Source organism: Paenibacillus koleovorans NBRC 103111, assembly GCF_004000845.1.
In the GTDB taxonomy this organism is placed as follows: domain Bacteria; phylum Bacillota; class Bacilli; order Paenibacillales; family NBRC-103111; genus Paenibacillus_AA; species Paenibacillus_AA koleovorans.
Genome location: NZ_BIMA01000107.1, coordinates 1 through 23,948 on the forward strand (window position 1 = coordinate 1; position 23,948 = coordinate 23,948).

Here is a 23,948-nt window from a genome sequence, read left to right on the forward strand (position 1 = left end):
TCATGAGTGCTACCCCTAACCACGCTTCGCAAGCACACCCTTACGCTTTAGCTCTGTAAAGGATTTAAACTTTCTATTATGTTAAAAAACCACCCAATCGGGTGGTGGTTTTGTTATGTATGGCGGAAAGAGTGGGATTCGAACCCACGCACGCCTTGCGACGCCTAGCTGATTTCGAGTCAGCCCCCTTGGGCCTCTTGGGTATCTTTCCGCGGTAGCCCTTGCCGCATAGAAAATGCGGACAAAAAGCATTGTACCATACGATCCTTAGTTCGTGCAAGCTTTTTGTTCAAGATTTCAAGATTCAGGGGAACCCGCACCGCCGGCGGAGCGAAGCACCTTCTTCATCTTTTTCTCAAACTCCAGCCTCGGAATGAGCACGCTATGCTTGCAATGGACACACTTGATTCGGATATCCATGCCCATGCGAATCACTTCCCATTCGTTCGTCCCGCACGGGTGGGGCTTCTTCATCAGGACGACGTCACCTAATTGAAACTGCTTCCGCTCCATTTCGTCTCCCCTCCGCTCTTTATTGATACCGCCCTTGTCAACCCAACCCTGAATCTACACCTGCGTCCTAAACTTGATGCTCTTCTCGTCGAACGCTTTCTTGATCCAAGCATTCATCAGGCGCGTAACGGCCGGATTCGAGTTCGGCTTGCACTCCGCGATTACCCGGATCACGACCTCCGTCGCGTTCATTGACTGGACGCCGAGAATCTTCGGATCTCCCACCATATTATCGTTGGTTTTATAGCCCTCATGCAACGTCTTGCGAATCAATTCGATCGCCGCATCAATATCTGCATCATAAGCGACCGAGATATCCAGCACCGCCATCGAGTTATGGACCGAGAAGTTGGTCACTTGCGCAATCGAGCCGTTCGGAATAATATGCGTTTCCCCGGTCCAGCTGCGGACACGCGTCACGCGAATGCCGATCTCTTCAACCGTTCCTTTATATGCACCAATCTGGACAACGTCTCCCACTGCAAATTGATCTTCGAAAATGATGAAGAACCCGGTAATCACATCCTTCACCAGACTCTGCGCCCCGAAACCGATCGCTAACCCGATGACTCCCGCGCCTGCCAGCAATGGAGCCAGATTAAAGCCGAATTGGTTCAGCACCATCATAATCACGATGAAATTGACCGTATACGAGATTACATTGCTAAGCAGCTTTCCTAACGTCTTCGCCCTTCTCGGGTTAAAATGAGCCGGCGTCTTCTCGCGATCGATCAGAATGTGATTCAACGCCCTGGTCGACATCCGCCGAATAAATCGTCCTACTATTAAAATCAGCGCAAGCTTCCAAACAATCATTCCATAATGGAACCAGAACCCGGGCGACGAGACCACGTCCCAAATTTCCGTCTTCCAATGCTCCCACGACCAATTGCCGTACTCCATCGCCAAGGGATTCCTTCCCGCCAACGTTTGTTCCATCTTGCTCGCCCTCCTCTTACTCCCTCTTTATTGCAGCTCAGCGTACCCTCCGCTCTCCAGCGGCTGGAAGATGCCTCTGAGCTCCACATGCTCGTCCCGAAGGATTTGCCTTACCTGAGCCAAGTGACGGCCTGGAAACTCAATGCTGAGCGCACAGCCGGCTGTGATCTCTTTTGGAGTAGGCCGAATGTCGATTTCGATCTCCGCATACTCGAGCAGCATTTCCGTCCGCAACGCCTGCTGGGTGGAATCAAACGCAATGACCAGATTATCCTCATACATCCTGCAAAACTCCTTTCCAGCCGACCGAATCTGTCTATCTTTCACGTATAAATTCTCTCTATTATCCGTATACTAGTAAAAATTAAAAGTCCCGCGGAGGTAGCGTATGAAGTTCTCGTTAGGCTTCTCGAACAAGCCGGAGCCCTTATCTGCCAAATTCAATTATGCAGACCCTAACGTGTCGGAAACTTTGACTCAGCTGCTCTACGATCATTTCATACAAGTTCCGGCCTATAAGAACATCGTCTTCGTCTGTATCGGAACCGACCGCTCGACGGGCGATTCCCTGGGTCCGCTAGTAGGCATGCATCTCGCCAAGCATCATTATACCGGGCTCCATGTATTCGGTACATTGAACGATCCGGTCCACGCAATGAACTTGAACGAGACGATGCAGAACATAGAACATTTGTTCCCGGATGCTTACATAGTCGCCGTCGATGCCTGTTTGGGGCAAATGACGAGCGTCGGACAAATCACTGTAGCGGATGGGCCGGTAAAGCCGGGTGCCGGTGTGCAGAAGGAGCTTAGCCCGGTGGGCGACATGCATCTGACCGGCATCGTCAATGTCGGCGGGTTCATGGAATATTTCGTCCTCCAGAACACCCGACTCAGCCTAGTGATGAACATGTCCGAGATCATCGCCCGTACGTTGTTCCGCTCCTTGCTCCTCAGTCATCGCATTCATGCGCTTAGCTACCCGAGGATCGATTGATCGCTTCCTTCTCCTCTGGAGACAACGTGTAAGTCGATTGCCCCCTCTCCAGCGGCTTCGCATATAGATACGTCTCGTCCCGGCTGTGAATCCCGGTCAGCACCACACCGTCTCGTTCCTCATCCACGATCGCAATCGAGAAGCTCTGATCGCTCCCTCGATCGCCGAACGCATTATAGCGGTGCATCCCAACCTTGGCCTTCATTTTGCGCAGAGCCGCCTCGATCCCGGAGAGGCGGTTTTGTTGTTGAGTAGATGCCATTTCACCAAGGCTCAACCGCTCTTGGATCTGGATCAGTAGCTCCTCCATGTTATCTGCGCTGCCGCCATTCATCATATGGACGTATTTACGGCGCAGCCGATTCAGCTTCACCCATAACACGATGATCAGTATGAACAGAACCAGTACGATAACCCCTGCGCCTAGCATGATCACCGCGACCAAATCCGGCGACACCCACCACTCTTCCTCACTCATTTCCGCATGTCCTTCTTTCTTCTGTATGGGTTCACACTTGGTTGTAATGCCGACTGATTTCTTGAATGGCTCGGATAAATTGTTCGATTTCAGCATCCGTCGTCGAATACCCGATACTGGCTCTTACCGCCCCACTTCCAAAGGTGCCCGCCGTTTCATGCGCTAACGGTGTACAGTGATAACCCGCTCGAACGGCAATCTGAAACGACTGGTCAAGAATAAAAGCCACCTCGGACGCTTCCGCATGTTTCACATTGAATGCCGTAATGCCGGTCTTGTCTTCCCCTAATTCAGGTCCATACAGAGTGATCCCAGGAATGCTCAACAGTCCCTCCATCAAGGTCTGAATCTGGTGCCATTCTTTCGTATGAATTCGCTGCACCGTCTCACTTCGAATTGTCTTGACACCCTCTACCAATCCGGCGATACCCGGCGTATTCGGTGTCCCGGCCTCATACCGATCCGGCCTAACCTTCGGCTGTTCGGTTGCTTCCGATTGGCTGCCGGTACCTCCATGCAGCAGCGGTTCCACATCCAACTCCGGCGATATGTATAAGCCCCCTGTGCCTTGCGGCCCGAGCAGCCCTTTGTGCCCTGGAAACGCCAGCATATCGATCCCCATCGCCTGCACATCAATGTCGAGCACGCCAGCGGATTGAGCCGCATCGAGCAGCAGCTTCACTCCGTGCTTCTTCATCAGCTGCGAGATCGGCTCGAGCGGAAGAATAGATCCGAGCAGATTGGAGCTATGATTGCAAATCATCAGCGTTGTATTCGGTTGAATCAATTTTTCCAGCTTTTGAAGATCGATCGATCCTTTCGCATTCGTCTCTGCATAGCTGACTTCAATCTGGTTACGGCTTTTCAAATACTCCAATGGGCGCCTAACGGAGTTATGCTCAACCGCCGTGCAAATCACGTGATCCCCGGGCTTCACATACCCTTTGATTGCGATGTTCAAGGCAGAGGTCGTATTGAGCGTGAAGGAAATGTCATTCGGATTCGCTACATGGAACAACTGCGCCAATACCTTTCGACCCTCGAACAGCGTACGGCTTGCCTTCACCCCCATCTGATGACTGCCTCTCCCGGGATTAGCTGCATACTCCTGCATGCATTTCACCATCGCATCTACGACGCCTTGTGGTTTTGGCCAAGAAGTTGCCGCATGATCGAAGTATAGAACCGACGACATGTGTTGTTCCTCCTTTCTGCTTATCGCTTTTGACGAAAAAACACACCTGGATTCGATCCGATTCGGAAGCTTAGATGCGCTATCCGAGCCTGCTAATCGAGATCTGGGCATGTTCCTTTGTGAGCAAGACACTGTTTGCGCAATGCCTTATTTAGCTTATTTTCCCCTCAAGCAGCTCGAGCAATCTTTCCAAATCATCCTTGGAATAATACAGAAGCTCGATCTTTCCTTTGTTGTTGCTATGTTTGATTTTAACGGTTGTCCGATAACGATTTCGCAAATTTTCTTCCAGCTGATCGATATACGGATCTTTCCGTTTGCTGATTTCTTTCGGCTTTTCCTTCGGCTGCGGCTCATCCAGCGTTTTGATAAAGTCTTCCAGATGCCGGACGCTCCACTCGTTTTTAATTGTTTGCTCCGCCAACTCTTTTTTCTGCTTATCGTTCTTCACGCCGGCAATCGCTCTTGCATGTCCCATGGAAATTGTTCCACGTGAAACATGTTGTTTGATTTCATCTGGGAGTTGAAGCAACCGGAGAAAGTTAGCAATATGAGATCGACTCTTCCCTACCTTCACAGACAACTCCTCTTGCGTCAAAGAAAACTGATCAACCAACGCTTGATAGGCATTTGCAATCTCAATTGCGTTCAAATCTTCCCGCTGCACATTCTCAATCAACGCAATTTCCATCACTTGCTGATCGGTGAACTTGCGCACAACCGCCGGAATTCTTTCAAGACCCGACTGCTGCGAAGCCCGGAATCGGCGCTCTCCAGCGATGATCTCATATCCACGCAACACGGAACGAACAATGATTGGCTGTATGACTCCATGCTCTTTAATGGAAGCAGCCAATTCGCTGATTGAATCTTGATTGAATGTTTTACGAGGCTGATACGGATTGGGCCGCAGTTCCTTAAGCGAGATTTCGATGACCTTGTCGTCCTCTTTCACATCCAGTGAAGGAATCAATGCATCCAGCCCTCGTCCTAATCCTGCCCGTTTATTCATACGAGATCACTTCCTTTGCCAGTTCCATGTACACTTCCGCTCCCTTGGACTTCGGATCATAAGTAATAATCGACTGACCATGGCTAGGGGCTTCGCTCAAGCGAACATTGCGAGGGATGATCGTTTGATACACCTTTTGTTGAAAATACTTTTTCACTTCTTCAATCACTTGAATACCTAAATTCGTACGAGCGTCAAACATCGTCAACAAAACACCTTCAATCTGCAGTGTTGTATTGAGGTGTTTCTGTACAAGACGCACTGTGTTCAGCAACTGGCTTAATCCTTCCAGCGCGTAATATTCGCATTGGATTGGAATGATGACGGAATCGGAAGCCGTAAGGGAGTTGATCGTCAGAATGCCAAGCGACGGAGGACAATCGATCAGTATGTAGTCGAACATGTGCTTAATCAGATGAAGCGACTTCTTCAACCGAACTTCTCTCGAAATAGTAGGAACCAGTTCTATCTCCGCTCCTGCGAGTTGGATCGTTGCCGGAATAATCTTCAGATTCGGAATCGACGTTTCCGCAATCGCATCCTTCGGATGCACATCATTGATCAGCACATCATAGATACAATAAGTTACATCAGCTTTGTTGATGCCAATCCCACTCGTTGTATTTCCTTGGGGGTCGATATCCACAAGCAGCACGCGCTTTCCCAATGTGGCCAGCGATGCTCCTAAATTCACAGAGGTGGTGGTTTTCCCCACGCCACCCTTTTGATTCGTAATCGCAATAATCTTAGACAACTCGTTCACCTCAAATGAAATCCTATCAAACAATGAAACTCATAGTTTTCTAGAAAAAAGTATAAATTCACTATACCATAATCCAATCGCACATTCACCTTGAAAGCAGGACATTTCGCCTATTTCTACGCAATGAAATCACATTTTTACCAAATGCACGCGCGGACAAAAGAAAAGCTCCTTTTCGGAGCTTATTAACAGTCCATTATCATTTTTTCTTCGGGATCCGAATAATAAATTCGTAATGATCGTCGTGATCTTTCTCATCCGTTTTAATTGTAAGACCTGTCCCGGCTACCATCTCTACCGATTGACGTATCGTATTCAAAGCAAGACGAATGTCTTTAGAGAACGTAATCCGTTTGTTCTTCTTCAGCTTCGCCGATTCTTTATAAAAAGCTACTCGAGCTTCCGTCTGTTTCACATTGAGCTCTTTCGTGATGATATCCTCAAGTACCCTCATCTGTTGCTCTTCCGTATCAAGGGACAGTAGGGCTCTGGCGTGCCGCTCCGTAATTTTGCGTTCCAACAAAACCTGCTTCACAAAATCAGGAAGCTGCAGCAATCTGATTTTATTCGCAATTGTAGATTGGCTTTTCCCTAAACGCTGAGCTAAGCTTTCTTGAGTCAAGTCATGTATCGTCATTAACTGCTCATAGGCGACCGCTTCTTCAATGGAGGTTAAACCTTCGCGCTGCAAATTTTCGATCAAGGCAATCGATGCCGCTTGGGAATCGTTGATTTCTCGAACAATAGCCGGAATCGTATCCATCCCTAGCTTCTTGACGGCTCTCCAGCGACGCTCACCCGCGATTAATTCGAATTTTTGATTTCGCACACGAACAACAATAGGTTGAATAACGCCATGCGTCTTGATCGTCTGACAGAGTTCGTCAATCCGCTCGTCATCGAAGATGGTCCGAGGTTGATACGGACTGGAGACGATTTCGCCTACTGGGATATGTTTGATTTCTTCACCGGTTGCTCGATCTGATAATCCAAATAATTTGGATATTTGCTCTTTCATATTGTGTCTTATCACCCAATCTTTGAATTACATACTCTCCAAGCACAAGCACGTCATAGATATTGCATTTATGTATTTTTCTACTCTATTAAAATTCTCCGGAAACTCTCAATTTCCTGCTTTTCAATTATGAACAATTCACAATCTCCAATGAAAAAGCTTGAAGAACAAGTCAATCTGAATTGATCAATGTTCATCAAGCTTTATGTTTCACGTGGAACATTCCTTCATAAGCACTAGCCTTATACTAAAGGTTGCTTCAACGGAGTTCCAGCTTTTCTTGGGTATTTAGCTGGTGTGGCAGCTTTCTTGCGAATACAGACAATATGACGAGTCGAATGCTCCACCGGAAGTTCGAATTGATGAGAAGCCTCCACCTCACCCTTCAATTCCCGCAAACTTATTTTAGCCTCTTTCAATTCATCCGGCAAATCGGATCCCTTCATCGCTGCAAACAAACCGCCGGTTTTGACGAAAGGCAAACAAAATTCATTCAACACGCTGAGTCTGGCTACCGCACGTGCAGTCACCAAATCATATTGATCCCGATGCTCGGACTTCCGCGCCACATCCTCCGCTCTACCATGCAAACAACTGACATCCGACAAACCTAAACGAGTCACCAATGCATTCAGAAATCCAATTCGTTTATTCAACGAATCGACAATCGTCACCTTCAAGTGCGGAAACATAATCTTTAGGGGAATGCTCGGAAACCCGGCCCCAGAACCGATATCCGCCATACTCGCAATCGATTGGAGCGGCACGTAGAACGACAACGAGATTGAATCGTAAAAATGTTTAACGAACACTTGTTCTCTATCTGTGATTGCCGTTAAATTCATCCTCTCGTTCCAGTCTACGAGCTCCCTATAATACAGCTCAAATCGCTCCCACTGCTCTGCAGACAAATCGAGCTGCTTGGCGGTCAGCAGCTCTTCGAATTGTTGTTTAACTTGATCTTGATCCATCCGTTACCCTCGAGACGCTACGACTTTGTTGTAATGCTCCAAATACACTAGCAGGATCGAAATGTCGGCTGGTGTCACACCGGCAATGCGCGACGCTTGACCGATGGAAATCGGTCGAATGTCCGCGAGCTTCTGCTTCGCTTCGTTCGCCAACCCGTGAATCGCCTTGTACTCGATATCTTCCGGAATACGCTTTTTCTCCATCTTCGCCATTCGTTCGACATGCGCCAGCTGCTTCTCGATATAGCCTTCGTATTTAATTTGAATTTCCACTTGCTCTTTCATCTCATCCGACAGCTCCAGCTCCGGGGCCGACATTTTCTCAATATGCGCATATGTGATCTCCGGACGCCGCAAGAGCGAAATCAAATCGACGGCGTTGTTGAGCGGAACCGTCCCCGCCTCCGTAAGCAACTGCTGTACTTCCGGCTCCGGACGAATCTTAGTCGTCTTCAATCGCTCAATCTCTTGCTCCACCATCTTCTTCTTATGGAGAAAACGTTCATACCGGCTCTCGGTAATCAATCCTATCTCATGCCCGATCGGGGTGAGGCGTAGATCTGCATTATCATGCCGCAGCAACAACCGGTATTCGGCTCTGGATGTCAGCAACCGATAAGGCTCGCTAGTTCCTTTCGTGACGAGATCATCGATCAAGACGCCGATATAGCCCTCTGAGCGGTCCAGGATGACCGGCTCCTTGTCCTGCACCTTCCGCGCCGCATTGATGCCCGCCATGATGCCTTGCCCGGCCGCTTCTTCATATCCCGACGTTCCGTTGATCTGCCCCGCCGTGAACAGCCCAGGCAAACGTTTCGTCTCCAGCGATGGCCACAGCTGCGTTGGAACGACCGCATCGTACTCGATCGCATAACCTGTACGCATCATCTCCACCTTCTCCAGCCCCGGAATCGAGCGCAAAATTTGCAGCTGTACGTCCTCCGGCATACTGGTCGACAACCCCTGCACGTAATACTCCGAGGTATAGCGGCCTTCCGGCTCTAGGAAAATTTGATGCTTCGGCTTGTCGCTGAACCGAACAATCTTATCCTCGATCGACGGACAATAACGCGGTCCGGTCCCTTCGATCGCTCCCGAGAACATCGGCGCGCGGTGCAAATTGTTGTTGATAATCTCGTGCGTCGAACCGGATGTATAGGTCAACCAACACGGGAGCTGGCTCGTCGTAGAGGATGTGGTCTCATACGAGAAAAACTTCGGATCCTCATCGCCAGGCTGTATCTCCGTCTTCGAGAAATCGATCGAATCCTTATGCACGCGAGGAGGTGTACCTGTCTTGAAGCGCACCAGATCAAAACCCAACGTCCGCAACGATTCCGACAACTTCACAGAAGGCTGCTGGTTGTTCGGACCGCTCTCGTACATCAGTTCGCCCATAATCACCTTACCGCGCAAATAAGTACCTGTTGTCAAAACGACGGCCTTCGCCTTATATTGCGCGCCCGTCTTCGTCACGACTCCTGTACAGGCGCCGTTCTCCACGATCAGCTCCTCCGCCATCCCTTGACGAAGCGTCAGCTTCTCCTGCTTCTCAATCGTTTCTTTCATCGTATGCTGATATAAAAATTTGTCCGCTTGCGCACGCAACGCATGCACCGCCGGACCTTTCCCGGTATTGAGCATCCGCAATTGGATAAACGTCTTGTCAATGTTACGCCCCATCTCACCGCCAAGCGCATCAATTTCACGCACGACATGCCCTTTGGCCGGCCCCCCGATCGAAGGATTGCACGGCATAAACGCGACCATATCCAAGTTAATCGTCAGCAGCAGCGTCTCGCAGCCCATACGCGCAGCAGCCAGTGCTGACTCGCATCCGGCATGCCCAGCTCCAATGACGATCACATCGTATTGTCCTGCCACATATCCGCTCATTCTAAATCCCTCCTTCACAACCCTACCTCTATTTCCCCAAACAAAACTGCGAAAAAATTTGATCAATTAAAGACTCCCCAACCGAATCGCCGATCATTTCCCCTAAGCTCTCCCATGCCCCGCGTACATCAATCTGGATCAGATCGATCGGGACAAACGTTTCACTCGCTTGAATGGCATCCTCCAGAGAACGTCTAGCTTTCTTCAACAAATGAATATGCCGCACATTGCTCACGTACGTGAGATCGTTCCCCTCTACCTGCCCGCTGAAAAACAGCACCCCGATCGCCGCCTCCAGATCATCCATGCCGAGCTCTTCTTTAACCGACATCCGGACGATACGCTCCACAGGGACGAACTGCTGCACAACCGATTCCTCCAGCTCCGCTGGCAAATCCGTTTTGTTCAGCACGACCAAGCTTTGACGACCGGCAATCTGTGCCAGCAGCTCACGTTCGTCATCGTGCAGCGGCTCATTCCGATTCAACACCAGGATAATCAGATCCGCATCCGATAGCGCATTTCGCGACTTCTCGACTCCGATCTGCTCTACGACATCATCCGTTTCCCTCAGGCCGGCCGTGTCGAGCAAACGCAGCGGAATGCCGTTCACATTCACGATCTCTTCGACAATATCGCGAGTCGTGCCGGGAATATCCGTGACGATCGCCTTATTTTCCTGGGCCAACGCATTCAGCAAAGAAGACTTCCCTACGTTGGGCCTCCCTACTATAGCCGTCACGATCCCCTCGCGAAGCACCTTCCCTTGCCCAGCCGTCTTCAACAATCGGTCTATATGCTCAATCGCCTGATGCGAACGTTCCCTAATATAGTTGCTCGTCAACTCTTCTACATCATGCTCCGGGTAATCGATATTGACCTCGATATGCGCCATCAGCTCGACCAAGCTGTGCCGCAAATCCTTCACCTGCCGGGATAAGGTCCCTTCCACCTGCTTCAGCGCCACCTTGAATGCACGATCGGACTTTGCTCGAATCAGGTCGATAACCGCCTCCGCCTGCGTCAAATCAATACGTCCGTTCAGATACGCTCGCTTCGTGAATTCCCCGGGCTCCGCCAACCGTACACCTTGGTCCAGGATAAGCTCGAGCACTTTCTTGACCGAAATCAACCCGCCGTGACAGCTGACCTCCACCACATCCTCCATCGTAAAAGAACGCGGCGCCAGCATCAGCGTGACCAGCACTTCCTCTACCTTTTCCCCTGTGGCAGGATCTTTCACAAAACCATAATGAACCGTATGCGTCGCCGCATCGTTCAGCTTCGTCTTGGAATGGAACAAACGACCGACCGCCTCGACCGAATCCGGCCCGCTTACGCGGATGACCGAAATCCCCCCCTCGCCGAGAGGTGTCGAAATAGCTCCGATTGTGTCCGTTAACATGTGAGATCACCTCTTCTCCGAACGAACCCAGCGACCCCTGTAATATGAAAAAAGCAATGACTCTGCCTGAAGTCATTGCATGCTCATATGAGTTCAACGAAGCGCGATGACGACTCTCCGGTTCGGATCATCGCCCTTGCTGTAAGTCTTGACGTTCGGATGATTCTGTAATTGCGAATGGATCACTTTACGTTCTTGCGGGGACATCGGCTCCAGCACGACTTCCTTGCGTGTGCGCATCACACGTTTGGCCAGCCGGTCGGACAACTCTTCCAATGTCTGCTTCCTGCGCTCCCGAAAGCTCTCGGCATCCAGCACGATTCTCACATGCGAAGTGGAATACCGATTGGCTACGATGTTGACCAAATACTGCAAGGAATCCAGCGTCTGCCCTCGACGACCTATCAAAATCCCGAGCTCGCTGCCATAGATGTTCAGCTTGATCCCGTCCGGGGTATCCAACGTATCCAGATCTGCATCAAGGAGCATCGTCCGGAAGACATCTTTCAGAAAAGCCATCGCTTCCTCGATCGGATCCGGGATCCACTCGAGCTCCACCTTCGCTTCCCTCGAACCGATCAGACCGAACAAACCCTTACTGGGCTGCTCGAGGACCTGGACTTTCACCCGATCCCCCGTCGTCTTCCATTGAGTCAGACCGTTCCTCACAGCGTCTTCGATCGTTTTCCCCGCAACAACAATCTTTTTCATTTCAATTGGCCACCCTTATTGTTCGATGATCGACCATAGAGAAAATAAGACTGCACGATGGTGAACAAGTTGCTGTAAATCCAGTAAAGCGGCAAAGCGGATGCGAAATTCATCGACATGACGAAAATCATAACCGGAAAAATGAACAGCAGCGCCTGCATCTGCGAAGGCATCTGACTGGACATCATCTTTTGCTGCAAAAATGTGGTCAATGCCGCTATAGTGGGCAATATATATAACGGGTCCGGCGTTCCAAGCTGCATCCACAGGAATTCATGGTGATGGATCTCACCGTTCCGCATAATCGCGTGATAGAGCGCAATCAGAACCGGCATCTGCACGAGCAGCGGCAAACAACCGGCCAACGGGTTGACGCCGTTTTGCTGGAACAGCTTCATCGTCTCTTCCTGCTGCTTCTTCGGATCGTCCTTGTACTTCTCTTTGATTTTCTTCATATCCGGCTGGATCAGCTGCATCTTCTTGGAGCTCCGGTATTGCTTGAGCGTCAGCGGCAGAACCAGGAATCGAATCAAAATCGTAACAATCAAGATAGACAGTCCATATTGATTCCACAACAATTCGGCGAACCAATCCATCAATGTAGACAGCGGGTAAATGAAGAACTTGTCCCAAAATCCGTTAGCCGGGTTGATCGGGTTCTTCTCCGGATCCATAGTGCCGCATCCCGCAAGAACGAGGACCATGAGAACCAGCAAAGCTAATGTTGTTATACGACGACGGGTCAAAATCAGCTTCCTCCTAACCTTCATAACAAGGAAAACGATTCCACACCAAAGGCGGCGGAGGACATCGTCAACCGAGCGAACTGAAAACCGTAAGCGGCACAGCCGCACGGACAATTTTAACAACACTATACCACAATCTGGGGGGTAAAAGAAACTTTATTATTCCGTCTTGGACCTGAGCGCGGACGCGCGTTTCAAGGCGTGGAGCAAGCTTTTCTCCATCTCCCTGTACTCCATGTCGGCGGCCGGCTTGCGAGCGATTATGACCAAGTCGAAGCGAGGCTTTATCTTGTCTGCATTCAGACGAAGAATTTCCTTCACCACGCGCCGGATCCGATTGCGGACGACGGCGTTACCCACCTTCTTGCTGACCGAAATGCCGGCACGGAACTTTTCAATTTTCGATTGCGGCAAACTGTAGACGACAAATTGAAAATTGGCATTCGATTTGCCGAATCGGTACACCTTGTTGAAGTCTTCCCGCTTCGCCAGTCGGAGCTCCTTTTGCACGATCCATCACCATCAATTTCTCGATTGCTCACTACTTCTTATTCTAAACACAATACATCCTATATAAACCCGTTGGTCGAACGCCTATCCGCAGCCGGTTGACAGAAAAAAAAGACCACTTCGCAAGTGGCCTTCGATTAAGCGCTAATTACTTTTCTGCCTTTTTGACGGCGGGCTTTCAGCACTTTGCGACCGTTCTTCGTGCTCATTCTGGCACGGAACCCGTGAACCTTTGCGCGCTTGCTTACATTCGGTTTAAACGTCGGACCCATCTATTGCACCCCCTCAAGGAATTCCACTTCCAGTTGATACTCTAAAAACACACTTAACTATTAAACCATTTCCCCATGCAAAAGTCAATGCCAATTCCGCGCTGGCAAAATGAAGCATCTGAATTATCCACCTGTGCATAAACTATATTGTCGAAGCAGGCTGATTTTGTCGATTTTACACAAATAATAAACAATATCTTGTGCTGTTGACAACTTTGATACACAAGGGATTGAAAATGTGGATAAATCGCCGAATTGCGTTGAAACCAAGGCTTTATTCTGCTATCATGATATTGTTTTCGGTTGTGTACAATCTTCGAAATTCCTCAACTTATTAACAGCATGTGGATAACTTTGTGAACAAAACCCCCGACTGTTATTGCAGCTCTTCCAATGCGATGTAGTTATGTGGATAAATTTCGACACGATCCCTCCAGGACTGACAAGGACTGACTTGTACTTGCAAGGCTCGCGTAAGAAGGAGTGAACAAACTGTGGATGGTCACATACAGGATTTATGGCAGCAAGTGTTGTCCATCATCCAGACCAAATTGAGCAAACCCAGCTTCGACACGTGGCTCAAATCAACCCGTGCGGCTGTGTTTACGGACAAATCTTTGGTCATCTGCGCTCCTAACAATTTCGCCAAGGAGTGGCTCGAGAACCGCTATTCGAAGATGATTCGCAACACCGTATATGAAGTATTGGGCCGCGACGTGGAGCTGTCGTTTACGCTTCAAGAGCTGGAGCCGCACGCCTCCGTCAAGAATTCTCCGGCGCCGGCGCCCCAATCGCCCAAACCGGCCGTACCACCGGAAGATTCCATCTATAATATGATCAACCCGAAGTACACATTCGATACATTCGTCATCGGAGCCGGCAACCGGTTCGCGCATGCGGCTTGTTTGGCTGTGGCCGAAGCGCCCGGCAAGTCCTACAATCCGTTGTTCCTGTACGGCGGAGTAGGGCTGGGCAAGACCCATCTCATGCACGCGATTGGCAACTACGTGCTGGAGCACAATCCGAATGCCCGTGTCATGTATCTGTCCTCCGAGAAATTCACGAATGAGTTCATCAACGCGATCCGCGACAACAGAGGCGAGAGCTTTCGACACAAATACCGCAATATCGACTACTTATTAATTGACGATATTCAGTTTCTGGCCGGAAAAGAACAAACCCAAGAGGAATTTTTCCATACATTTAACGCTCTGCACGAGGAACGGAAGCATATTATCATCTCCAGCGACCGGCCGCCCAAGGAAATTCCGACACTGGAAGAGCGACTGCGCTCCCGTTTCGAGTGGGGGCTCACAACCGATATCCAGCCGCCGGACTTGGAGACGCGGATCGCGATTCTGCGCAAGAAGGCGAAGGCGGAGAATCTCGACATCCCGAACGAAGCGATGGTCTACATAGCGAATCAGATTGATACGAACATCCGCGAGCTCGAGGGCGCGCTAATCCGTGTCGTAGCGTATTCATCGCTCATCAATCAAGACATATCGGCCCATCTGGCGGCAGAAGCGCTCAAGGACATCATCCCGTCCAGCCGTCCGAGAATGATTACGATCCAGGACATTCAGATGCGCGTAGGGGAGTTCTACGGGTTGAAGATCGAGGATTTCAAGGCGCGCAAGCGCACCAAAGCTGTCGCATTTCCGCGGCAAGTCGCCATGTACTTGTCCCGCGAGCTGACGGACTATTCGCTGCCGAAGATCGGAGACGCTTTCGGCGGACGCGACCACACCACCGTCATTCATGCGCACGAGAAAATTTCCAACGCCGTCCAACAGGATCAAGAGCTGTACAAAATTGTCCACAACATAACCGAAAAAATTAAAAACCCGTCTGCTTGACGATCGGAAGCCTATACACAAACTATTCACATGTGGATAGGCTTACTTATTAAGGCTTCAACCCACATATCCACATATTCAGGCCCCCTACTACTACTAAAAAGATTTTAAACCTATATAATTATGAAAAGGCTTCGCCTAATAGAACCGTGGGAGTGACGAAATGAAACTTTATATTTTGAAAGATCAACTGAACGAAGCGATTCAACAAGTGTTCAAGGCCGTATCCCAAAAAGCGACGATTCCGATCCTCCTGGGCATTAAAATAGATGTGACCTCCAAAGGTGTGACCTTCACTGCAAGCGATACCGAGATTTCCATTCAAAGTTTCGTAGCGAAAGAGAAAAACGGCATCGAAGTCGTCCAAGTGCTTCGCGAAGGTAGTGTCGTCGTGCCGGCGCGGTTCTTCTCCGAGATGATCCGCAAGCTGCCGTCGGAACGTGTCGAGATCGAAGTAAAGGACCTATTCCTGATGTGGATCCGGTCGGGTACCGCCGAGATTCAATTGGTCGGCCTGGATCCGGAAGAATACCCGCTGCTGCCGGTTTTGGAGGAGGACCACAAAATCTCGATCTCCAGCGACCTGCTGAAGACGATGATCCGCCAAACGACGTTCGCCGTCTCCACGAGCGAGACAAGCCCGATCTTGACCGGCGTTCTCTGGACGTTCGAAGCCAACGAGCTGAAGCTGATCGCTTGCGATCGTTTGCGGATGGCGAGCCGAGAAGCGCTGATCGAATCGAGCGAGCAATGGAACCCGCGTACGAACATTGTCATTTCTGGAAAAAGCTTGAACGAGCTAAACAAGCTGCTGCCCGATCAGAGCATGCTCGTCGATATCGTCGTAGCGGACAACCAAGTGCTGTTCAAATTGGACACGATCTTGTTCTTTACCCGCATTCTCGACGGTACCTACCCGGACACAGCAAAGCTGATCCCGTCTTCGTTCAGTACGGAGATGACGATCGATACGCGCAAGCTGGCCGATGCGATCGACCGCGCCTACTTGCTGTCGAAGGAAGAGAAGACGAATATCGTGAAGCTGATTATGAAAGACGAGCACACGGTTGAGATTTCCTCCAGTTCCTCGGAGCTGGGCAAAGTGACCGAGAGCATTGACGTGCACAAGCTGAACGGCGACCTGATCGGCATCTCGTTCAACTCCAAATATATGCTGGACGCGCTCAAAGTTATCGACAGCGACTACATCTCGATGGGCTTCCGAGGTCCGATGCAACCAATCATTATGAAACCGGAAGATCACGCTAATATGCTGCATCTGATCATGCCGTACCGGACAACCGGATGAACGGAGCGAACGAATGAAACGAATCGAAATCAACACCGAATATATCGCCTTGGGGCAGTTTCTGAAGCTGGCGGATTGCATCTCGACCGGCGGTCAAGCGAAGCCTTTTCTCCAAGAACGGACAATTACGATCAACGGAACGGCCGACAATCGGAGAGGGCGCAAGCTGTATAACGGCGATGTCGTCGATGTGGAAGGCTGCGGCCGTTTCGAGGTCGTTCGGGAATAGGGGGGAGCCGCTTGTTCCTGAAGAAGCTGACTCTCAGCAACTACCGCAACTATGACAGCCTGGAATTTTCGACATCGGCCAATATCAATTTGTTTGTCGGCAACAACGCCCAAGGGAAAACGAATTTGCTCGAATCGATGTATGTGCTGGCCCTCACCAAGTCCCACCGGACGCATCAGGACAAGGAATGGATCGGCTGGGCAGGGCAGAAAGCGCTTATCCACGGGGAAATCGACAAACGGTACGGAGCGGTGACGCTCGATCTGCAAGTAACGGCCCAGGGTAAACGAGCTAAGATCAACGGACTCGAGCAGAAGAAGCTGAGCGATTTCATAGGGACGCTCAACGTAGTGATGTTTGCGCCGGAAGATTTGGAGATTGTAAAAGGGGCGCCGGGTGTACGCCGACGATTTCTGGACATGGAGATCGGGCAGGTGCACCCGGCTTACTTGTACGACTTATCGCAGTACCAGAAGGTGCTTGCTCAGCGCAATAATTTGCTCAAGCAAATGTACGGTCAGCCGGCCTTGGGGAGCCAATTGGACATTTGGAGCGAGCAGTTGGTTCAATTTGGTATTAAAATTATGAAAAAACGTCAAAGCTTTATAAGAAAGCTGCAAGTTTGGGCGGAAACGATCCATGAAGGCATCACTAACGGGTACGAACAGCTGCGAATCCGCTACCTCCCCTCCTTCGAATTCGACGATTCGGCACAACAATCTGTTTTATTTGATCAATTTATGGTAAAGTTATCACAGGCCAAAGACCAGGAAGTCAGACGGGGCATGACCTTATACGGTCCGCACCGCGACGATTTGACGTTCTTGATCAACGAGAAGGACGTTCAAACCTTCGGTTCCCAAGGGCAGCAGCGGACGACGGCACTGTCGCTCAAGCTGGCCGAAATTGAATGCATTCGCGAGGAAGTGGGGGAATATCCGGTTCTCCTGCTTGACGACGTTTTGTCCGAGCTCGACAGTCATCGACAGACCCAATTGATCGAGACGTTCCAGGGCAAGGTGCAGACGTTCATTACGACAACCGGAATCGAGAGCATCAAGCTGGACAGGCTGAACCACGCTGCGATTTTTCATGTGCAGGACGGGAAACTGGTCTGATATTGCTTAGGAGCTGAGATGGTCCCATGTTTATTCATTTAGGCGGAGAAAAAATTATTCGCTCTTCCGAGCTGATTGCGATCTTCGATCTCTCGATCGAGAAGTCGTCCAAAATATCCAAACATTTTATTCAGCATGCCCAAAAAGAGCGAAACGTGGAAGTGATCGGCGAAGAAGAATGCAAGTCGCTCGTCGTCACCCAGACGAAGGTATACTACTCTCCGGTATCCTCCGCCACATTGAAGAAACGGGCCCAAGTGCTCTTGGCCAACGAGATCGAAGCTTTTTCAAATCAGAGAAGTAGGTGACCCGGAAAGTGACTACCAATCAGCACGCTTATGATGAAAGCCAGATTCAAGTTCTGGAAGGCCTCGAAGCGGTCCGTAAACGACCGGGGATGTACATCGGGTCGACGGGCCCGAGAGGGCTGCACCATTTGGTTTGGGAAGTAGTAGACAACAGTATCGACGAGGCGCTCGCCGGGTATTGCGATAAAATCGTCGTGACCGTTCATAAAGACAACAGCGTTACCGTAACGGACAATGGCCGCGGTATACCCGTAGGGGAAAACGTCAAGCTGAAGAAATCGACGGTCGAAGTCGTTCTGACGGTTCTTCATGCCGGAGGCAAATTCGGCGGAGAAGGCTACAAAGTGTCCGGCGGCTTGCACGGGGTAGGGGTATCCGTCGTGAACGCGCTCTCCGAAGCGGTATGCGTTACCGTTAAGCGCGAAGGCAAGATCCACCAGCAGGAATACCGCCGCGGCGCGCCGCAATACGATCTCAAGGTGGTCGGGGAAACGGAGGAGACCGGTACCATAGTATCGTTCAAGCCGGACCCCGAGATTTTCACCGAGACGACCGAATACGATTACGATATTCTCCAATCCCGGATTCGCGAGCTGGCGTTCCTGAACAAGGGGATTGAGATTCATCTCATAGACGAGCGTACGGACACGAGCAATTCCTTCAAGTACGACGGGGGGATCGTCTCCTTCGTCGAGTACTTGAACCGCAATCGGGAAGCGGTCCACGAGAAGCCGATCTATGTCGAAGGCGACCGCGATCATATCCATGTAGAGATTGCGATCCAATACAACGACAGCTACACCGAGAACATCTATTCGTTCGCCAACAACATCAACACGCACGAGGGCGGTACGCACGAATCAGGCTTCAAGAGCGCGCTCACCCGAATTCTGAACGACTACGCCCGCAAGACGAACTCGCTGAAGGACAATGACGCGAATTTGTCAGGCGACGACGTGCGGGAAGGCTTGAGCGCGATCATCTCCGTGAAGATCCCGGATCCGCAGTTCGAGGGTCAGACGAAGACGAAGCTTGGCAACAGCGAAGTGCGCGGCATCGTCGAGTCTCTGTTCGCCGAGAAGCTGCAGGAATTCCTCGACGAGAATCCTGCCGTCGCGCGCAAAATTCTCGAGAAGGGCATCCAGGCCGCCCGCGCTCGTGAGGCAGCTCGCAAAGCTCGCGAGTTAACTCGCCGTAAGAGTGTGCTCGAGGTGAGCTCTCTGCCGGGCAAGCTGGCGGACTGCTCATCCCGCGACGCTTCGATCAGCGAGCTGTACGTGGTGGAAGGCGACTCCGCCGGCGGTTCGGCCAAACAAGGCCGCGACCGGCACTTCCAGGCGATTCTGCCGCTGAAGGGGAAAATTCTGAACGTCGAGAAGGCGAGATTGGACAAGATCCTCTCGAACCTCGAGATTCGCGCGATCATTACGGCGCTCGGCACTGGGATCAGCGACGATTTCGACATTGCGAAGGCCCGTTACCACAAGATCATTATCATGACGGATGCCGACGTGGATGGGGCGCATATCCGTACGTTGCTCCTGACTTTCTTCTACCGGTACATGCGCAAAATTATCGAAACCGGCTATATCTACATCGCCCAACCGCCGCTGTACAAGCTGGAGCGGAACAAAACCGTTCGCTACGCTTATGATGACAAGCAGCGTGCCGCGATTGTGGAAGAGATGGGCGGCGAGAACGGCAAAGTGAATATTCAGCGGTACAAAGGTCTAGGCGAGATGAACCCGGAGCAATTGTGGGAGACGACGATGGATCCGGAAAGCCGCACGCTGCTGCAGGTTAGTATCCAAGATGCGATTGAGGCTGACGCGATCTTCGACACCCTGATGGGCGACAATGTCGAGCCGCGGCGCGAGTTTATTCAAGAGCATGCACGGTACGTGAAGGACCTGGATATTTAATGCTGGAGGTAACCCATGGCTGAAGAGAAACGCTCGGAAGTTAGAGAAATAGATATCCGCACAGAGATGCACACGTCGTTTATGGCTTATGCGATGAGCATCATCGTGAGCCGGGCATTGCCCGATGTCCGCGACGGCCTGAAGCCGGTGCATCGCCGGATCCTGTACGCGATGTCCGAACTGGGCATGACGTCGGACAAGCCATACAAGAAGTCGGCGAGAATCGTCGGCGAAGTCATCGGCAAATACCATCCGCACGGGGATTCTTCCGTTTACGAAGCGATGGTCGGGATGGCGCAGGACTTCACGTACCGCAAAATGCTCGTCGACGGCCACGGCAACTTCGGCTCCATCGACGGCGATTTCGCGGCGGCGATGCGGTATACCGAAGCTCGTCTGTCCAAGATTTCGATGGAGCTCCTTCGCGATATGCAGAAGGAAACCGTCGATTTTGTTCCGAACTATGACGGCGAAGAATCGGAGCCTTCCGTATTGCCTTCCCGTTACCCGAACTTGTTGGTGAACGGTTCGTACGGGATTGCGGTCGGGATGGCCACTAGTATTCCGCCCCATAACCTGGGCGAAGTGATCGACGCCGTTCAGCAGCTTATCGAGAATCCGGACGTGACTCCGATCGAGCTGATGGAGTCGATCAAGGGCCCGGACTTCCCTACAGGCGCCTACATTATGGGCCGGGAGGGTGTTCGTTCCGCTTATACGACCGGCCGCGGCTCCGTCACGATGCGGGCCAAGGTCAATATCGAAGAGAACAACAACAAAGCTCGCATTATCGTTTACGAGATTCCATACAAGGTCAACAAGGCGAGGCTGGTCGAGAAAATCGCCGATCTCGTTCGCGACAAAGTGATCGACGGCATTACCGACCTGCGCGACGAGTCCGACCGCAACGGGATGCGCATCGTAATCGAGCTTCGCCGCGATGTGAATCCGCATGTCGTCTTGAACAACCTATACAAGCATACGCCGATGCAGTCCAATTTTGGCATGATTATGCTGGCTCTAGTGAACGGCGAGCCGAAAGTATTGAATTTGAAAGACATGCTGTATCACTACTTGCAGCATCAGAAGGAAATCATTCGCCGCCGGACCGAATTCGACCTGAAGAAGGCTGAAGCCCGGGCGCATATCCTCGAAGGGTTACGCATAGCGCTCGACCATCTGGATGAAGTCATCGCCTTGATCCGCTCCTCCCGGACGACGGAAGAAGCGAGAGACGGCTTGATGGAGCGGTTCGCGCTTAGCTACGAGCAGGCGCAGGCGATTCTCGATATGCGTCTGCAGCGCCTGACCGGCTTGGAGCGCGAGAAGATCGAGGCGGAGTATGCCGAATTGCTGGCGAAGATCGCCGAGTATCGTGCCATCCTGGCGAGTGAGCAGTTGATTCTAGGTATCATCAGCGACGAGCTGAGGGAGATCAAGGACAAGTTCGGCGACGAACGTCGCTCCGAGATCACGATCGGCGAGGACAGCATTGAAGACGAGGATCTTATTCCGCAAGAGGATGTCATCATTACGGTCACGCATACCGGATATGTCAAGCGTCTACCGGTTACGACCTACCGCAGCCAGAAGCGAGGCGGACGAGGCGTCGTAGGGATGGATACGAAAGAGCATGACTTTGTCGAACATTTGTTCGTTACGAATACGCACCACTACCTGATGTTCTTCACGAACAAAGGGAAGGTCTATCGGTTGAAAGCTTACGAGATTCCGGAGCTCAGCCGGACGGCACGCGGCACGCCGATCATCAACTTGATTCAGATCGAGCAGGGCGAGACGGTCAATGCGGTTATTCCGGTGAAGGAATTCGGATCCGATCAGTACTTGTTCTTCGCGACGAAGAACGGGATCGTCAAGAAAACCCCGCTCGACGACTATTCGAATATTCGCAAGGGCGGCCTCATCGCGATCAATCTTCGTGAGGACGACGATCTGATCGGGGTTAAGCTGACGGATGGCAACCAGGAGATCATTATGGGGACCAAACAAGGCATCTCCATTCGTTTTCCAGAACAAGATGTGCGTCCGATGGGCCGTTCCGCGACAGGCGTGAAGGGCATTCACATTTCCGAAGATGATGCTGTCATTGATATGGATGTCGTCGACATGGCTCATGACGTATTGATCGTAACCTCGAAGGGCTACGGGAAGCGTACCCCGATGGCCGAGTATCGGATTCAGTCTCGTGGAGGCAAGGGGATCAAGACGCTGAACGTGACGTCGAAGAACGGTTCGGTCATTAGCCTCAAGGTCGTCCGCGACGATGAAGACCTGATGATCATTACCGCTTCAGGCACAATCATTCGTATGAGCATGGATGGGATCAACACGATGGGGCGCAATACGCAAGGCGTTCGCTTGATTCATACACGGGAAGAGGACGAAGTAGCGACCGTTACCCGAGTGGAGAAGAGCGAAGAGAACGTCGCCGAAGAAGAAGGCGAAGAGTAGTCTCTACATGTGCATACTGTAAAAATAAATTAAGGATTGGTCTTACATACCAATCCTTTTTGTCTTACAATAGGTAGTACGAACTAAACGAGGTGGGGGAGAGTATGGCGGTTGTTCCCGTATCCCAACTGAACAGCGGAGACAAGTTGATTGAAGATGTCCTTACCAAACTGGGCAACATCTTGTTTCACAAGGGCCGAGTCATCGCCCCAAGAGAGATCGAAATTCTTCGAGCCTTCATGATCCCTTATGTAGATATTGAAGTGATTGAGGAGGATGGAGAGCGCGGCGAGGTCAAAGAAGAAGAGAGCGAGCTGCCTTTTTACATAGAGTATCACAACACCCTTCAGTTGCTGAAGCGGGTTTTCCGGAACGCGATGGCCGGCGCCAACTTGCCCGTTCTGGACATTCGGAACACGATGGAGGCGCTTCTTTCCAAGATCCAGCATTACCACGTGTTGAAATTTTCGCCCAAAACGATGGGCATGTCGGAATACATTTACCATAACAGCATCATGGTGGCTTTAACTTCCTATCAGCTCGCCAAGTGGCATGGATTTACGACCAAAGATTTGATGCCTATCGCCTTGGCAGGGTTGCTGCATGATATTGGGAACGTGAAGATCGACTCTGTTATTCTGGAGAAGCCTACCCGACTCACGACCGCCGAGCTTGAAGAAATGCGCAAGCATACGGTGTACGGCTATCAAATTCTGAAGAACGTTCCTTCTATTAACGAAGGCGTCAAGCTATGCGCCCTGCAGCATCATGAGAAGGAAGACGGCTCGGGCTATCCGCTGGCGCTCAAGGGCGATAACATCCACCCTTATGCGAAGGTCGTGGCGGTGGCGGATATTTTCCACGCGATGACCGGTGCGCGTACGTATAAGAAGGCGGAATCGCCTTATATCGTGTTGGAGCAGCTGACGAAGGATTCCTTCGGGAAACTCGATCCTACGCTTGTGCAGACGTTCATCAATAAGGTGACGCAGTTCCATCAAGGCACCGTTGTGCGACTTAGCGACAATCGGGTGGGTGAAATCATATTCACCGACCGGGCGCATCCGACTCGGCCGATGGTGAATGTAGGCGGGACGATCATCAATTTGGCCGTCGACCGCAAATTATTTATTCAGGAAGTCATGTCTTGACACTAGGCTGATAGCCGTGATATATTAGATTTCGCCTCTTCGGAGCGGGTCATTGAGCAAGCGACTTACAAGAACTTTAGAAAAAAGTACTTGCAATGAAGTAGGCGAATGTGATATATTGATCTGGTCGCTTTTGGAAGGTTGTCCTGAAGAA

At 51.0% G+C, this 23,948-nt stretch carries 24 protein-coding genes and 1 tRNA gene; 9 read left to right on the top strand and 16 right to left on the bottom strand.

Features of this window, described 5'->3' with window-relative positions; translation table 11 throughout:
* Nucleotides 1-120: 120 nt before the first annotated feature.
* The 4 genes from PKO02S_RS25535 to PKO02S_RS25550 all read right to left on the bottom strand — a co-directional run bounded on the left by PKO02S_RS25535 (nt 121) and on the right by PKO02S_RS25550 (nt 1,734).
* Nucleotides 121-211 (bottom strand) — tRNA-Ser (locus tag PKO02S_RS25535).
* Nucleotides 212-297: 86 nt separating this feature from the next.
* Nucleotides 298-513, bottom strand: a complete 216-nt coding sequence (locus PKO02S_RS25540) for a DUF951 domain-containing protein (RefSeq protein WP_127587538.1) — start codon at nt 511-513, stop codon at nt 298-300.
* Nucleotides 514-567: 54 nt separating this feature from the next.
* On the bottom strand, nt 568-1,452 hold the full coding sequence (locus PKO02S_RS25545; RefSeq protein WP_246067403.1) for a mechanosensitive ion channel family protein: 885 nt from the start codon (nt 1,450-1,452) through the stop codon (nt 568-570).
* Between the two features lie 27 nt (nt 1,453-1,479).
* On the bottom strand, nt 1,480-1,734 hold the full coding sequence (locus PKO02S_RS25550) for a putative Se/S carrier protein (RefSeq protein WP_127587540.1): 255 nt from the start codon (nt 1,732-1,734) through the stop codon (nt 1,480-1,482).
* 106 nt (nt 1,735-1,840) lie between these two features.
* Between PKO02S_RS25550 and yyaC the strand changes: the two genes are divergently transcribed.
* Nucleotides 1,841-2,449, top strand: a complete 609-nt coding sequence (gene yyaC / locus PKO02S_RS25555) for a spore protease YyaC (protein WP_127587542.1) — start codon at nt 1,841-1,843, stop codon at nt 2,447-2,449.
* Here the strand turns inward: yyaC and PKO02S_RS25560 are convergent.
* The 12 genes from PKO02S_RS25560 to rpmH form a co-directional block, all read right to left on the bottom strand.
* Nucleotides 2,427-2,927: a DUF4446 family protein gene (locus tag PKO02S_RS25560; protein WP_127587544.1), complete on the bottom strand. Its 501-nt coding sequence runs from the start codon at nt 2,925-2,927 to the stop codon at nt 2,427-2,429. The genes yyaC and PKO02S_RS25560 overlap by 23 nt on opposite strands.
* Before the next feature lie 31 nt (nt 2,928-2,958).
* Nucleotides 2,959-4,122, bottom strand: a complete 1,164-nt coding sequence (locus PKO02S_RS25565; protein ID WP_127587546.1) for an aminotransferase class V-fold PLP-dependent enzyme — start codon at nt 4,120-4,122, stop codon at nt 2,959-2,961.
* A gap of 151 nt (nt 4,123-4,273) precedes the next feature.
* Entirely contained in the window at nt 4,274-5,134 is an 861-nt protein-coding gene (locus PKO02S_RS25570) for a ParB/RepB/Spo0J family partition protein (protein WP_127587548.1), read from the bottom strand.
* Nucleotides 5,127-5,888: a ParA family protein gene (locus PKO02S_RS25575; protein ID WP_127587584.1), complete on the bottom strand. Its 762-nt coding sequence runs from the start codon at nt 5,886-5,888 to the stop codon at nt 5,127-5,129. Before PKO02S_RS25575 ends, PKO02S_RS25570 begins: the two co-directional genes overlap by 8 nt.
* Nucleotides 5,889-6,096: 208 nt before the next feature.
* On the bottom strand, nt 6,097-6,915 hold the full coding sequence (noc, locus tag PKO02S_RS25580) for a nucleoid occlusion protein (RefSeq protein WP_127587550.1): 819 nt from the start codon (nt 6,913-6,915) through the stop codon (nt 6,097-6,099).
* A 242-nt stretch (nt 6,916-7,157) separates the two neighbouring features.
* Complete coding sequence (gene rsmG / locus PKO02S_RS25585; RefSeq protein ID WP_127587552.1) at nt 7,158-7,886, bottom strand: 16S rRNA (guanine(527)-N(7))-methyltransferase RsmG; 729 nt, start codon at nt 7,884-7,886, stop codon at nt 7,158-7,160.
* 3 nt (nt 7,887-7,889) lie between these two features.
* Nucleotides 7,890-9,782: a tRNA uridine-5-carboxymethylaminomethyl(34) synthesis enzyme MnmG gene (gene mnmG, locus PKO02S_RS25590; RefSeq protein WP_127587554.1), complete on the bottom strand. Its 1,893-nt coding sequence runs from the start codon at nt 9,780-9,782 to the stop codon at nt 7,890-7,892.
* Between the two features lie 28 nt (nt 9,783-9,810).
* A complete protein-coding gene (gene mnmE, locus PKO02S_RS25595; RefSeq protein ID WP_127587556.1) occupies nt 9,811-11,187 on the bottom strand; it encodes a tRNA uridine-5-carboxymethylaminomethyl(34) synthesis GTPase MnmE in 1,377 nt (458 codons plus the stop codon).
* Nucleotides 11,188-11,280: 93 nt separating this feature from the next.
* Nucleotides 11,281-11,898, bottom strand: a complete 618-nt coding sequence (jag, locus tag PKO02S_RS25600; protein ID WP_127587558.1) for an RNA-binding cell elongation regulator Jag/EloR — start codon at nt 11,896-11,898, stop codon at nt 11,281-11,283.
* On the bottom strand, nt 11,895-12,602 hold the full coding sequence (gene yidC / locus PKO02S_RS25605; protein ID WP_127587586.1) for a membrane protein insertase YidC: 708 nt from the start codon (nt 12,600-12,602) through the stop codon (nt 11,895-11,897). Before yidC ends, jag begins: the two co-directional genes overlap by 4 nt.
* Nucleotides 12,603-12,803: 201 nt before the next feature.
* Nucleotides 12,804-13,154 carry a ribonuclease P protein component gene (gene rnpA / locus PKO02S_RS25610; RefSeq protein WP_127587560.1) on the bottom strand — a complete coding sequence of 117 codons (351 nt, stop codon included), beginning with the start codon at nt 13,152-13,154 and terminating at the stop codon, nt 12,804-12,806.
* A 137-nt stretch (nt 13,155-13,291) separates the two neighbouring features.
* Nucleotides 13,292-13,426, bottom strand: coding sequence for a 50S ribosomal protein L34 (rpmH, locus tag PKO02S_RS25615; RefSeq protein ID WP_127587562.1), 135 nt, complete (start codon nt 13,424-13,426; stop codon nt 13,292-13,294).
* A 494-nt stretch (nt 13,427-13,920) separates the two neighbouring features.
* Between rpmH and dnaA the strand changes: the two genes are divergently transcribed.
* The 8 genes from dnaA to PKO02S_RS25655 all read left to right on the top strand — a co-directional run bounded on the left by dnaA (nt 13,921) and on the right by PKO02S_RS25655 (nt 23,794).
* Nucleotides 13,921-15,285, top strand: a complete 1,365-nt coding sequence (gene dnaA / locus PKO02S_RS25620) for a chromosomal replication initiator protein DnaA (protein WP_127587564.1) — start codon at nt 13,921-13,923, stop codon at nt 15,283-15,285.
* A gap of 163 nt (nt 15,286-15,448) precedes the next feature.
* Nucleotides 15,449-16,594, top strand: coding sequence for a DNA polymerase III subunit beta (dnaN, locus tag PKO02S_RS25625; protein ID WP_127587566.1), 1,146 nt, complete (start codon nt 15,449-15,451; stop codon nt 16,592-16,594).
* A 13-nt stretch (nt 16,595-16,607) separates the two neighbouring features.
* Entirely contained in the window at nt 16,608-16,823 is a 216-nt protein-coding gene (yaaA, locus tag PKO02S_RS25630; protein WP_127587568.1) for a S4 domain-containing protein YaaA, read from the top strand.
* An 11-nt stretch (nt 16,824-16,834) separates the two neighbouring features.
* Nucleotides 16,835-17,941, top strand: a complete 1,107-nt coding sequence (gene recF / locus PKO02S_RS25635) for a DNA replication/repair protein RecF (protein ID WP_127587570.1) — start codon at nt 16,835-16,837, stop codon at nt 17,939-17,941.
* Between the two features lie 26 nt (nt 17,942-17,967).
* Nucleotides 17,968-18,249: an extracellular matrix regulator RemB gene (gene remB / locus PKO02S_RS25640; protein WP_127587572.1), complete on the top strand. Its 282-nt coding sequence runs from the start codon at nt 17,968-17,970 to the stop codon at nt 18,247-18,249.
* An 8-nt stretch (nt 18,250-18,257) separates the two neighbouring features.
* Nucleotides 18,258-20,171 (top strand): DNA topoisomerase (ATP-hydrolyzing) subunit B, encoded by a 1,914-nt coding sequence (gene gyrB / locus PKO02S_RS25645; protein WP_127587574.1) that lies wholly within the window; start codon nt 18,258-18,260, stop codon nt 20,169-20,171.
* Nucleotides 20,172-20,186: 15 nt separating this feature from the next.
* A complete protein-coding gene (gyrA, locus tag PKO02S_RS25650; protein WP_127587576.1) occupies nt 20,187-22,643 on the top strand; it encodes a DNA gyrase subunit A in 2,457 nt (818 codons plus the stop codon).
* Nucleotides 22,644-22,747: 104 nt separating this feature from the next.
* Entirely contained in the window at nt 22,748-23,794 is a 1,047-nt protein-coding gene (locus tag PKO02S_RS25655; protein WP_127587579.1) for an HD-GYP domain-containing protein, read from the top strand.
* The last annotated feature ends 154 nt before the right edge of the window (nt 23,795-23,948 follow it).

Coding starts and splice junctions, on each gene's coding strand:
- PKO02S_RS25540 (WP_127587538.1), bottom strand. CDS start 513: ATGGAGCGGAAGCAGTTTCAATTAGGTGACGTCGTCCTGATGAAGAAG.
- PKO02S_RS25545 (WP_246067403.1), bottom strand. CDS start 1,452: ATGGAACAAACGTTGGCGGGAAGGAATCCCTTGGCGATGGAGTACGGC.
- PKO02S_RS25550 (WP_127587540.1), bottom strand. CDS start 1,734: ATGTATGAGGATAATCTGGTCATTGCGTTTGATTCCACCCAGCAGGCG.
- yyaC (WP_127587542.1), top strand. CDS start 1,841: ATGAAGTTCTCGTTAGGCTTCTCGAACAAGCCGGAGCCCTTATCTGCC.
- PKO02S_RS25560 (WP_127587544.1), bottom strand. CDS start 2,927: ATGAGTGAGGAAGAGTGGTGGGTGTCGCCGGATTTGGTCGCGGTGATC.
- PKO02S_RS25565 (WP_127587546.1), bottom strand. CDS start 4,122: ATGTCGTCGGTTCTATACTTCGATCATGCGGCAACTTCTTGGCCAAAA.
- PKO02S_RS25570 (WP_127587548.1), bottom strand. CDS start 5,134: ATGAATAAACGGGCAGGATTAGGACGAGGGCTGGATGCATTGATTCCT.
- noc (WP_127587550.1), bottom strand. CDS start 6,915: ATGAAAGAGCAAATATCCAAATTATTTGGATTATCAGATCGAGCAACC.
- rsmG (WP_127587552.1), bottom strand. CDS start 7,886: ATGGATCAAGATCAAGTTAAACAACAATTCGAAGAGCTGCTGACCGCC.
- mnmG (WP_127587554.1), bottom strand. CDS start 9,782: ATGAGCGGATATGTGGCAGGACAATACGATGTGATCGTCATTGGAGCT.
- mnmE (WP_127587556.1), bottom strand. CDS start 11,187: ATGTTAACGGACACAATCGGAGCTATTTCGACACCTCTCGGCGAGGGG.
- jag (WP_127587558.1), bottom strand. CDS start 11,898: ATGAAAAAGATTGTTGTTGCGGGGAAAACGATCGAAGACGCTGTGAGG.
- yidC (WP_127587586.1), bottom strand. CDS start 12,602: ATGGTCCTCGTTCTTGCGGGATGCGGCACTATGGATCCGGAGAAGAAC.
- rpmH (WP_127587562.1), bottom strand. CDS start 13,426: ATGGGTCCGACGTTTAAACCGAATGTAAGCAAGCGCGCAAAGGTTCAC.
- dnaN (WP_127587566.1), top strand. CDS start 15,449: ATGAAACTTTATATTTTGAAAGATCAACTGAACGAAGCGATTCAACAA.
- yaaA (WP_127587568.1), top strand. CDS start 16,608: ATGAAACGAATCGAAATCAACACCGAATATATCGCCTTGGGGCAGTTT.
- remB (WP_127587572.1), top strand. CDS start 17,968: ATGTTTATTCATTTAGGCGGAGAAAAAATTATTCGCTCTTCCGAGCTG.
- gyrA (WP_127587576.1), top strand. CDS start 20,187: ATGGCTGAAGAGAAACGCTCGGAAGTTAGAGAAATAGATATCCGCACA.
- PKO02S_RS25655 (WP_127587579.1), top strand. CDS start 22,748: ATGGCGGTTGTTCCCGTATCCCAACTGAACAGCGGAGACAAGTTGATT.